This is a genomic window from Micromonospora sp. WMMB482 (assembly GCF_019038635.1).
GTDB lineage: Bacteria > Actinomycetota > Actinomycetes > Mycobacteriales > Micromonosporaceae > Micromonospora > Micromonospora marina.
In genome coordinates, this window is sequence record NZ_JAHOPD010000020.1 from 3,889,520 (window position 1) to 3,902,268 (window position 12,749).

The 12,749-nt window shown below is 69.7% G+C and carries 3 protein-coding genes; all 3 read left to right on the forward strand.

Going from position 1 to position 12,749, the window contains the following annotated elements:
- Window positions 1–55: 55 nt before the first annotated feature.
- The 3 genes from KSK32_RS19580 (at window position 56) to KSK32_RS19590 (ending at window position 12,649) form a co-directional block, all read left to right on the forward strand.
- Entirely contained in the window at window positions 56–10,918 is a 10,863-nt protein-coding gene (locus KSK32_RS19580; protein WP_216932510.1) for a LamG-like jellyroll fold domain-containing protein, read from the forward strand.
- A gap of 30 nt (window positions 10,919–10,948) precedes the next feature.
- Window positions 10,949–11,491, forward strand: a complete 543-nt coding sequence (locus KSK32_RS19585; RefSeq protein ID WP_216932511.1) for an SMI1/KNR4 family protein — start codon at window positions 10,949–10,951, stop codon at window positions 11,489–11,491.
- Window positions 11,492–11,581: 90 nt separating this feature from the next.
- Complete coding sequence (locus KSK32_RS19590) at window positions 11,582–12,649, forward strand: hypothetical protein (protein ID WP_216932512.1); 1,068 nt, start codon at window positions 11,582–11,584, stop codon at window positions 12,647–12,649.
- Window positions 12,650–12,749 lie beyond the last annotated feature (100 nt).

The following is a 12,749-nucleotide window of genomic DNA, read 5'->3' on the forward strand; positions in this document are numbered from 1 at the left end:
TCAGTGAACGTCCAGGAAGCTTCCGCTGGGTTCGATGACCACGGGGGAGGCTGCCATGGGCGGTCAGTACGATCCTGCCCTGCGCCCGACGGCGGCCAGGCAGATCTCGGTGCGAAACGGCGTGCGCCGGGTCGCGACAGTGCTGGTCCTGGCGCTGGCGCTGCTCACCGCGGCACCACGTGAGCCGCTGCCGCCGGTCGCCGGAGACGGATGGCCGACCAGTTGGCTCACCGACATGCTGTCGCTGCGTCCGTCGTGGGGCGCCGAGCCGCCCACCCCGAAGCAGAAAGCGGGCCGCGCGCCCGGCGGGCACTACGTCGCCACGGCGCGCGAGCGCGCCCGGCCCAGCGGCGAGCGGGCCAAGGGGGAGTTGCCCCGCTTCCAGCCCCACCGGCCGGCCGGACAGGTGCGCCAGACCGGTCCCGGACGGCAGGGTTACCAGCCCCGCACCAGCAAGCGGTTGCCTGCAGCGTCGACCACCACGTCAGACGTCTTCCAGAACGCCGACGGGTCGGTCACCCGGCGCGTCTACCAGCGGCCGGTCAACTGGCGCGACGCCGACGGCACCTGGCGCTCCATCGACCCGACGATCGTCCGGCGGCCCGACGGGCGCTTCACCGTCAAGGCGCACCCTCTCGGCGTCACCTTCGCCGCCGCCGGTGAGCCCGGGCAACCCCTTGTCGACCTGACGCTCGACGACGATCGCAGCCTCGGCTTCGACCTGGCCGGCGCCGTCGCGCCCACCGCCCGGGTGAACGGCAACGAACTCACCTACGAACGCGCGTTGCCGGACGTGGACGTCACGATGGCCGTGACCGGAACCGACGTCAAGGAAACGCTGGTCCTGCACTCGGCGAAGGCGCCGACCGAGTACGTCTACCCGCTGCGCCTGCGTGGGTTGACCGCCGGTATCGACAAGGACGGCGACGCGGTGTTCCTCCGGGCGGACGGCACCGAGGCGGCCCGGATGCCGGTCGGCTACCTCGAGGACGCGAGCGTGGACGCATCCGGCACGGGTGCGATCTCGCACTCGGTGCGCTACACCCTCGTCCCGCACGGCACCGGGCAGGCGCTGAAGGTCACGATCGACGAGGCGTGGCTGCGCGACCCGAAGCGGAAGTTCCCGGTGCTGCTCGACCCGTCCACCGGCACGATCAAGACGGCGACCGGCGACACGTACGTGCAGTCCGACGTCACCGAGACCCAGCGCTCCGGCGAGGACAACGTGGCCGCCGGCACCTTCAACGGCACCGCCACCGGCAAGGCGCGGGCCCTGCTGCCGTTCTCGACCTTCGGCAGCACCTACGCGGGCAAGAGGCTCAGCGCGGCCGACCTGAATGTCTTCATGAGCTACCAGGGCGTCGGCACCGGCTGTGTCGCCCGCCGGTTCGACGTCTACCGGGTGACGCAGAACTGGGCCGCCTCCACCGTCAAGTTCGGCACGTTTCCCACCCTGTCCGCCTCGATCGGCAACGCCTCACCCTCGAACACGGCTGCCTGCGGGAACACTGCCAAGATCCGGAACGTGGGTACGTGGGTCTCGGTGCCGCTGAACGCCACCGAGATCAACGAGTGGGTGACCGGCGCCGGCACCTACGGTCTGGCGATCAAGGCCAGCGAGACCGACTCCACGGCCTGGAAGCGGTTCACCTCGGCGAACTCGCCGTTGAACTGCGCGCACTCCACCTACGGGACGATCTCCTGTACGCCGTTCATCGACGTCACCTACACCGACAACGTCGCGCCGCAGATCGACGTGCGGTACCCGGCGGACAACTACACGGTCTCCACGCTGACCCCGGAGCTGGCCGCGAGCGGCCGTGACTCGGATGCCTGGCCGAACAAGGGGCTGCGCTACACGTTCGTGGTCAAGGACTCCGCCGGCACGCAGGTGGCCGCCTCGGGGTGGGTGACGAGCGGGGTGTGGAGGATACCCGCCGGCGCGCTGTCCTGGGGCAAGACCTACACCTACACGGTCCAGGTCAACGACTGGTCCTCCACGGCGCCGGCCACGCCGGTGGCGTACGCGTTCACCACGGCCGTCCCGCAGCCGATGATCAGCGCGGACCTCGGCCAGAACGGCGGCAAGGGGTTCGAGCCGAGCACCGGAAACTACACCACCTCGGACAGCGACGCCGAGGTCGCCACCGCCGGCCCGGCACTGTCGATCACCCGGGACTACAACAGCCGGGACGTACGGGCCGACAGCGCGTTCGGTCAGGGCTGGTCGTCGCTGCTGGACATGCAGGTGCGGGAGCAACCGGACGCCTCCGGCGCGGTGCAGACCGTCGCGGTCCGCTATCCCTCCGGTGAGGAGGTCGCGTTCGGGCGCAACGCGAACGGCGTCTTCGTCTCCCCGTCCGGCCGATTCTCGGTGTTCAAGCCGATCACCGGCGGCTACTCGCTGACCGACAAGGACGCCACCGCGTACGAGTTCACCCGATCGGTCGGCGGTGGCGTCTACCGGCTGACCCGGATCGCGGATGCGTCCGGCCGGGCGGAGACCCTGCGGTACGACGCGAACGGGCTGGTCGACCTGCTCACCTCCGTCTCGTCCGGCCGGACGCTCGCGGTCAGCTGGTCGACCCCGGCCGACGCGGGATATCCGCACGTCACGCAGGTGACCTCCGACCCGGTGACCGCCGGTGACGCGGCCACCCGCCTGACCTGGCGGTACAGCTATGACAAGGATCTGCTGACGGCGGTGTGCCCGCCGGGCACGACAACCGACTGCACCCGGTACGACTACACCACCTCCTCCCAGTACGAGGCGACCACGCTCAACGCCGGGCCGTACTCGTACTGGAGACTGAACGAGCCGGCCGGCGCGACCAGCGCGATGAGCACGGTGCTGTCGAACGACGGTGCGGACAACGCCGCGTACACGAACGTCACCCTCGGCTCGCCGGGCCCGCTCGCGGGTTCGTCGGCGACGGCGGCCGGGTTCAACGGCACCACCTCCAGCGTGCAGTTGCGGCAGAAAGCGATCAACGAGGCGTCGTACCAGTCGGTCAGCCTCTGGTTCAAGACCAGCACAGCCGGTGGGGTGCTGCTCGGCTACTCCGACGATCTGGTCACGCCGGGCGCCACGACGACGAAGGCGTACGTCCCGGCGCTGTACATCGGCACCGACGGCAAGCTGCGCGGCGAGTACCTGGTGAGCCCTGCGTCGGCAGTGGCCTCGGCGGCGGTGGTCACCGACGACCGCTGGCACCACGTGGTGCTCGCCGGCAACGGCGGCAGCCAGACGCTGTACCTCGACGGCGCGGTTGCCGGCACGCTGACCGGCGCCATCAACATGGCTTTCAGCGGCGTGCCGAACGTCTACGTCGGCGCCGGGTTCCTCGGCGGCGCGTGGCCCGCGCAGCCGAACACCACCGGGACGGCCTCGTTCTTCAACGGGTCGATCGCCGAGGTGGCGATGTTCAACACCGCCGTGACCGTGAGCACCGTGGCCGCGATGTGGAACAGCGGCCGTACCGCCGCCCCCTCGCTGTCGAAGATCACCAGTGAGGCCGGCCGGGTGCAGGCGGAGGTGACGTACGACCCGGTTTCCGGCCGGGTCGGCCAGGTCACCGACGAGAACGGCGGCACCTGGAAGATCGGTGTGCCGCAGGGCATCTCGTCCAGCCAGGGCTACGTCTCCGCCGTCCTCGGCACCCGCCCGCGCGACTACTTCCGCCTCGGTGACATCGACGCCCCGGCCCAGGCGGTGAACGAGGTCGTCGGCGGCTCGATGCAGTACCACAACGTCACATTCGACACCTCGCAGCCGAACACCACGAGCCCGTTCCCGGACCGGTTCGGCGCGAGGTTCAACGGCACCTCGTCGTACCTCAGCGGCACCGGCACTACCGCGGCCGGAACTGTGGAGTTCCCCGCTTCGGTGGAGATGTGGTTCCGGATTCCCGCGGGTACCACCAAGAGCGGCGTGCTGTACAGCCTCAAGAGCACGCCGACCGGCTCGTCGAACGTCCCCGCGTTGTACGTCGGGTCGGACGGTGTGCTGCGCGGCGGCCTGGAGCAAACCGGAGCCGCCATCACGATGACCTCGGGCTCCACGAAGGTCAACGACGGCAAGTGGCACCACGTCGTGCTGGGCAAGCACTGGCCCAGCGGGCAGGCGCTGTTCCTGGACAACAAGCTCATGGCGACCAAGAACGAGGCATACCAGGGAATCGGTGGGCCGGCCTACATCGGCACCGGCTACACCTCGGGGCTGCCCGGATCGTCCGGCGCGACGAGCTACTTCACCGGGGAGATCGCCGAGTTCGCGTTCTACGACAAGCTGCTCACCGCCGCCCAGGTCAACGCGCACTACGAGGCGTCGAAGGCGGTCGGTTCGCCGACGGCGGACACCACCGGCCCGACCCTCACTCCGGTCTCCAAGGTGACCGTGACGGACCCGGGCAACAAGGTCTCCACCCGCTACTTTGACCTGGTCAACGGCAACCGGCTGATCGCCGAGACCGACGTGCTCGGCAACACCACGAGCTACGGCTACGACGTGGGCGGGTTCGCCTCCGTCGAGTACGACCCGCTGGGTCAGCTCACCGAGTCGGGCAAGGACGTGCGGGGCAACACGATCCGCTCGACCACCTGCGCGCGACCGCACGACGACTGGCTCAGCGAGTGCGACACCACCTACTACAGCTACTGGCCCGACGCGACCACCACCCAGCTCACGCCGGACGCGCGCAACGACCAGATCACCGACATCAGGGATCCGCGCTCGCGCAACGACAAGGACGAGCGCTACCGCACGAAGTTCACCTACGACACCGCCGGTAACCGCACCTCGATGGTGTCGCCGCCGGTGGCCGACTTCCCGGCCGGTCGTACCGTGTCGATGACGTACACGACGGCTACCACGCCCGCCGTGGGCGGCGGCGTCACCCCGCCCGGACTGCCGCTCACCACCACCTCGGCCGCCGGGGCGGTCCAGCGGACCGACTACAACGCCGCCGGCGACGCCGTCAAGATCACCGATGCGGCAGGGTTGGTCACCGAGTTCGCGTACGACGGTCTGGGGCGTGCGACGAGCCGCAAGGTGATCTCGGACGCCTACCCGGCCGGGCTGGTCACCACGTTCCGCTACGACGCCGACGGGCAGGTGACGGAGTCCACCGAGCCGGCGGTGACCAACCGGGTGACCGGCGCGGTGCACACGCTGCGCACCCTCGACACGTTCGATGCCGATGGCAACGTGCTGACCCGCACGCAGCAGGACCTCACCGGCGGCGACGCCAGCCGGACCGTGACGAACAGCTACGACGAGCGCGGCCGGCTGGTCAAGGTGGTCGACCCGGTCGGCGTCGTCACGCTCCAGGAGTACGACGCCTACGGCAACCAGACCACCGAGACGACCTGTGACACCGACCCCGGGCCGTCGTCTCCCTGCCCGAGCGGTGACGTGCTGAGGCGGCTGCGCACCACGTACGACGGCGAGGGACAGGTCCTCACCGCCACGCTGACCGGCAAGGACGGCACCACCACGCAGATCCTGTCCCGCGCCTACTACGCCAACGGCGACCTGGCGTCCGAGACGGACGCGATGAACTGGACCACGAAGTACGACTACTACACCGACGGCAAGCTGAAGAAGGTCAGCCGGACCGACGGCACCACCACCCAGGTGCTGGAGGAGAACACCTACGACGAGGCCGGCAACCTCGCCGTCAAGAAGGAGAACAACGGCGCGACCACCACCAGCTACCTCTACGACCCGGCCAGCCGGGTGGTCTCGTCGACCGTCAGCCCGGACGGGGTCGACCGGGTCAGCACGTACGCCTACGACGGCGACGACCGCGTCACCGCGACGCGCACCATGTCGGGTGCGAAGCGCACGGTGCTGAGCACCACCCGCACCGGCTACGACCCGATGGGCCGGCCCACGTCGAGCAGCGTGGGCCGCAGCGCCGACAGCGGCCCGGCCGGCTGGTGGAAGCTCGACGAGACCAGCTACGACGACAACGCCGGCTTCCTCGCCCTACGCCCGTTCATCAGCTACGACTCCTCCCCGTCGCACAACGACATGGAGTTCCGCGCATCCGAGGTGACCACGAGCGGCGGCGTGGCGACGTTCACCACCGCCGGATACATGCAGACCCCGAACAAGGTGCTCGACACCACGGCCTCGTACTCGGTGTCGGCCTGGGTCCGGGCCGGAAACCTGACCGCCACCCAGACCGCGCTCGGGCAGGGCGGCACCAAGAACGCCGCGTTCTCCCTCCAGTACAACAGCAGCCTCGCGAAGTGGGCGTTCAGCGCTCCGGCCACCGACGTCGCCTCGCCGTCGACCACCTACTCGGCGACGTCGGCGACCGCTGTCGCCGCGAACACCTGGGTGCACATGGTGGCGGTGTTCGACGCCCCGACCAAGCGGATGTCGCTGTACGTCAACAACGTCGCCGGCACCTCGGTCACCAATCCCACCCCGTTCGCCTCGGCCACCGGAATGACCATCGGTGGCAACTCGTGGAGCACCGGCGGCAGCACGTTCGTCGGCTCGGTCGACAACGTGCAGGCGTACCAGCGGGCGCTGTCGACCGCCGAGGTGTCCACCCTCTACAACGGCGGCAACGGCCGGACCGCTGCGGCGCTGTGGACCAACGAGATGACCACAGTCAACACGGTGGACAAACGTGGTCTCACCACAGCTGTCAAGGATCCGCTCAACAACGTCACCAACTACGACTACGACGAGGCGGACCAGGCCGTCCAGACTGTCGCGCCCACCGTCACCACCGAGTCGTACGGCGCCGAGACGGTCAACTCCCGCCCGGTGAGCCGGATCGGCTACAACACCTTCGGCGAGCAGGTCGAGGTGCAGGACCCGCTCGGCAACGTCACCCAGAGCCGGGTCGACGCGCTGGGCCGCCCGCACCAGATGATCCTGCCCGACTACACGCCGCCCGGCGGCGGTGCGCCGATCGTGGGCGCCCGCACCGTGACCACCTACGACAAGCTGGGCCAGGTCGTCGCCAGCACCGATCCGCTCGACAAGACCACCGCCTTCGAGTACGACATGTTCGGCAACGTCACGAAGGTGACCGGGCCGACCGGCCGCTCCGCGACCGCTCTCTACGACAAGGTCGGTGACCTGCTCGAATCGGTCGACGCGACTGGTGCGAAGACCACCGCCACCTACGACATGCTCGGTCGCACGCTGACCAGCAGCGAGGTGGTCCGCCAGCCCACCCCGGCCACCAACACCAGCGTCTACGACTACGGCACCGGCGCGTACGGCACCGGTCCCTGGCTGCAGAAGACCACCACCCCCGAGGGCGTGGTCACCTCGTACGGCTACAACTCCGCCGGCGAGACGATCAGCGTCAAGGACGGCGCGAACAACGTCACCCTGCTGGAGTACGACGGTCTCGGGCAGGTCGTCAAGACCACCAACCCGGACTCGACGAAGCAGGTCGTCACGTACGACGGTGCGGGCCGGCAGACCCGAGTGCAGCGGCTCGATCCGGCCAACGCGGTGCTCACCACCCAGTCGGCGGGCTACGACGACAACGGCAACCTCACCTCGGCCACCGACGCCCGCACCACCACGACCACGTTCACGTACGACGCTATGGGCCGGATGACCGGCGAGACCCAGCCGACCACACCCACCACGTCGATCCAGACCTCGTTCGGCTACGACGCGGCCGGCAACCGCACCAGGTTCACAAACGGCCGGGCACTGGCGTTCTGGACCACGTACAACTCGTGGGGCAAGCCGGAGTCCCAGATCGAGCCGGCCACTTCGGCGTTCCCGAACGCGGCCGACCGCACCTTCAGCCTGGTCTACGACGCGGCCGGCCGGGTAACCGACCAGCTTGCGCCGGGCGGTGTGCGGGTGCACAACGACTACGACGACCTCGGCCGGCTGACCGATCAGACCGGCAGCGGCGCCGAGGCGGCCACCGCGAGCCGCAGCTTCGACTACGACGACGCGGGCCGGATCACGTCGCTGTCGGTTCCCGCCGGCACCAACACCATCACGTACGACGACCGCGGCCTCCCGTTGTCCATCAGCGGCCCGCAGGACGACGTCTCGTATGCGTACAACCGCGACGGCAACGTCACCTCGCGGAGCGACGCGGCCGGCGCCACCACGTTCGGCTACGACGGGGCGGGCCGGCTGCGGACCGCCGCCAACACCACGACGGGCGTCAACCTGACGGTCGGCTACAACGTCATGTCGCAGATCGCCACCATGACCTACGGGTCCGGCAACGTGCGGACGCTCGGCTACGACTACCTGCAACGGCTCAAGACCGACACACTCAAGAACGCCGCGGGCACCACGACGCTGGCCTCCATCACGTACGGCTACGACAACAACGGCAACGAGACGTCGAAGGTCACCACCGGCTTCGCCGGATCGGGTTCGAACACCTACACCTACGACCTGGCCGACCGGCTGACGTCCTGGAACAACGGCAGCACCACCATCGGGTACGCCTACGACGGCGCCGGCAACCGGACCCAGGCCGGTTCCCGGACCTTCACGTACGACGCCCGCAACCAACTGGCGACGGCCAGCGACGGTGTGACGTACGCCTACACCGCGCGGGGCACCCTCCGGCAGACGTCATCCGGCGGCGGCGTCCTCACCACAGTCGCCGACGCGTTCGGACAGGTGCTGTCGCAGCAATCCGCGACCGGCACCAGCACCTACACCTACGACGCGCTGGGCCGGGCGATCCAGCCCGGTTTCCGCTACAGCGGCCTCGGCAACGACCTGGCCCAGGACTCCGGCACCACCTACACCCGCGGAACGAACGGCGAGCTGCTGGCCACCGGCGCCGGAAACGGCGCGAACTCGGTCTACACCTGGACCGACCAGCACGACGACGTGGTGGGGCAGTTCACCGCCACAGGCACGGGGCTGAGCGGCTCCCGGACCTACGACCCCCTGGGCAACGTCGTCGCCGGCTCCGGGTTGATCGGCAACCTCGGCTACCAGTCCGAGTGGACCGACTCGGCCACGGGCCGGGTCAACATGCTGGCCCGCTGGTACAACCCGGCGACCGGGCAGTTCGACACCCGGGACACCGCGGCGAACGACCCGGTGCCGGACTCCATCGCTGCGAACCGCTTCCAGTACGGCGACGGGAACCCGCTCACCACCACCGACCCGACCGGGCACTGGGGCCTGCCGAGTTGGAAATCCGTCGTCAACGTGGTGACCCGCCCGGTCGCGGCCGCGCAACAGGTCGTCAACTACACCTACAAGGCGGCCGTCAGTACGTACCGCGCGACGGTGAACACCTACCACTACGTCGCCTCGGGTAAGGCCTGGAAGGACGTCAAGAAGGGCGCCAAGAAGGTCCAGAAAAAGATCAAGAAGGCCGGCCGGGTCGCCTGGGACTCGACCAAACGCTGGGCGAAGAAGAAGGTCCAGAAGGTCGCCGACGCCTACAACGCCACGAAGAGCTGTTTGAAGAAGGGCACCTCCAAGTGTGTGCGGGAGGCCGCCAAGAAGACGGTCAAACGCGCCGCGGCGAGCGTGAAATCCACAGTGGCGGCGATCAAGAAGGACCCCTGGAAGTTCGTCGCCACGGCAGCGGTGGCGGTCGCCGCCACTGTCGCGGTCGGCGCGCTCTGCGCCACCGGCGTCGGCTGCCTGATCCTGGCCGGTGCGGTCGCCGGTGCCATGTCCTCCGGCGCCGGCTACATGGTCGACGTCGCCCGGGGTGACGAGAAGTTCTCCTGGAGCGGGCTGGCCGGCACCATGATCGAGGGCGGCCTGGACGGCGCGCTGTCGGCCGGCATCAGCAAGTTCACCGGCGGCGCGAGCAAGATGCTCGCCGGCGGGGCCAGCCGGGCTCCGGGACTCGGCGGGAAGCTGCCGTCGCTGGGTCGCGGCAATGACCTGCACGGCGCGGGCGGACCGAACCCGGCCGCGCGGCCGCGCTCGAGCGCGGAGGAGCGGGCTTCGTCGTCCGGTGGGTCGCCGGGCTGTCGGACTCGGCACAGCTTCGACCCGGAGACCCGGGTGCTGATGGCCGACGGGTCCAGCAAGGCGATCAAGGACGTCGCCCTGGGGGACAAGGTCGCGGCGACCGATCCCGAGGGCGGGCGGACGGCGGCGAAGCCGGTCACCGCCCTGCACCAGAACCGGGACCGCGACCTCACCGACGTCACCGTCAAGGACGGCACCGGCAAGACGACGGTGCTGAAGACCACGCAGCACCACCCGTTCTGGGACGCGACCGACGGCGCCTGGGTGGACGCCGCAAAGCTCGCCGTGGGCCACCGGCTGCTCGTCCACGACGACAAGCGGCTGGAGGGTGACGGCACCGGCGCGGGCGTGGGTGGTGGTGGACCTGGACGCGAGGTCACCGTCGTCGCTGTCGACAACTTCGCCGGCGACGAGGAGATGCGCGACCTGACGGTCGCCGACATCCACACGTACTACGTGCTCGCCGATGACGAGCCGGTTCTCGTACACAACTGCGGTGAGGACCTCTACGACCACGACGGCACCACGCGTTACGGTGCTCTGGACGGTCAGGGTCGCGCGACGTTCGCGTCCACAGTCCTGCATCCCGATGGGATTCGCCGGGGAACGCCCGCGTCCCGGGACTGGGAGCCGCCGGGTTGGTCGGGCGACGGCGTCGCCTTCAACGAGGCTCGTGGCCATCTACTTGGTAACAAGCTCGGCGGCCTGGGAACTGGACATGCGAAGAGGCACAACATCGTCACACTTCAACAGAAGCCGCTGAACAGCCCGTACATGCGCGACCAGATCGAGAAGATGGTGCACGACCACGTGCTTGCGAACAAGGAGATCGTTCAGTACACGGTCACAGGGATCTACGGTCCGGGAAAGACCGCGCCGATCGGACTTCGCGTGGAGGCGTACGGCAACAAGGGGTTCGAGTTGGACGTCAGCCTCATCAATCCCGGCGGTCGGTGAGGCGGGGTTCATGGGGAAGGTATGACGCCGATGAATCGGTATGTCGAGCAGCTCGTGCAATCGGTCCCGCCTCCCGCCCGGCGGGTCCCGCAGGACTGGCCGGCGGTGGAGCGGTCGCTGGGCTTCGAACTGCCGGGTGACTATAAGGATCTCGTCGATCAGTACGGTCCAGGCAAGTTCGACGACTTCCTGGCGGTGCTCACGCCCGGTCATCCGGTCCCGCGGCTGGATCTGTCGTACGGCATCGCCGAGGCCGCCGACGTGCTACGGGAGTACCTGTCGAGCGGCGAGTCACTACCCGCGTCGGTCGAGCAGTTGCTGGCGGTCGCCCTGACCGACAACGGCGACACGGTCTACTGGGTTCGCGGACCGGATGGCTCGCCGGAGCAATGGCGTACAGCGGTAAACGGCGCCAGGGACTTCGGCGAGTGGCACCTGTTCGACGGCGGCCTGGCGCACTTCCTGCTCGCGGTGCTGAACCGCGAGTTGGTGGTGCCCGCGTTCGCCGACGACTTCCCCTATCCCGACGCTGCCCCGACGTTCACGCCGTACGACCCCGGGACGGTGCGCTGAGTAAACGTCACCCAACGAGACGGCCACCGTCGTGACCTGCGTTGCGGCCCGGCCCGACCCGAATGGCGCGGCTGGAGCCGGTCGCATACCGTGCCGGTCGTGGACGGACGACGGAGCTATCCCGAGGATGAGCAGGGGTCGCGATGGGGCGACCGCGGATACGAGTCGGACTGGCGCGCCGCGGGTGAGCCCCGCTACCGCGACGACGACTACCGCACGCCGGAGCAGCGCGCCGGTGAGAGCCGGTACGCCGAGCCGGGCCGGTACTCCGCCGCCGACCCGCTGGTGGACGACACGAGCAGTTGGCGGTCGCAGCGGCCGGACGACCCGGAGGTCTCCGGTGAGCTGCCCGGGTCACGTGCCGGGCGGCGGGCGGCCCGCGAGTCCGCAGACGATTCGCTCGCCGCGGTGTCCCGCAGCGGTGTGGACGCGCTCGGCACCGCCGCGCGCGGCAACCCGCTGAGCACGGTGCCAGCGAGCCCGCTCGGCGCCCCGGCCTCCGACGACGTGTCCCGTACCGGCGGCGACCCGTACGGCCTGGCCGCTCACAACGCCGACCCGCGCGGTGGCGGTAACGCGCTGGCCCTCGGCGCCGCTGCCGGCCAGGCTCGTCCGGGGCCGCTCGGCGGTTACCCGATCGTGGACACCGGCCGTTCGGGCGAGCCGCCGGCGACCGGTGGTGGGGCGGACCCGTCGGCCGCGGCGCGGCTCAATCCCGGCGAGGCGACGTCGCTGCGGATCGGCGAGCGGCCGGGCGGCCCGGCCCAGCCGGCGGCGGCCCCGAATCCGCTGGAGATGCCGACCGGCCCGATGCCGGCACTCATGCCCCGACCGGACGGTCCGCCGCCGGGTGACGGCGTCTATCGGACCCGGCGCCCCGCGCTGGCGGTGCTGCTGGCGGTGATGGTGCTGGTGCTGGAGGTGCCGGCCGTACGGGTGTTGCTGCACGGCCTGTTCGGCGACCCGGTGTCGACGTCGCACGTCGTGGTGGGCGTCTTCCTGGTGGTCGGGCTGCCGATCTTCGGCACCGGCCTGTACGGGCTGCGCACCGGCGGGCTGGCGCTCGCCGACGGCAGCCGGGGCTGGCTGCGCCCGCCGACGGCGTACCTGACCGTCGGCCTGGTCCTCTTCCTCGCCGCAGCGCTCGCGGCGGGTTGAGCGGGTGAACGACCGCTGAACCACTACGCCGAAGTGGCGGGGTCACCGACAGGTTGACACCGCCACTTCGCCGTACTGGTGTCGATCAAGGATCGGGCTG

Coding starts and splice junctions, on each gene's coding strand:
- KSK32_RS19585 (WP_216932511.1), top strand. CDS start 10,949: ATGAATCGGTATGTCGAGCAGCTCGTGCAATCGGTCCCGCCTCCCGCC.
- KSK32_RS19580 (WP_216932510.1), top strand. CDS start 56: ATGGGCGGTCAGTACGATCCTGCCCTGCGCCCGACGGCGGCCAGGCAG.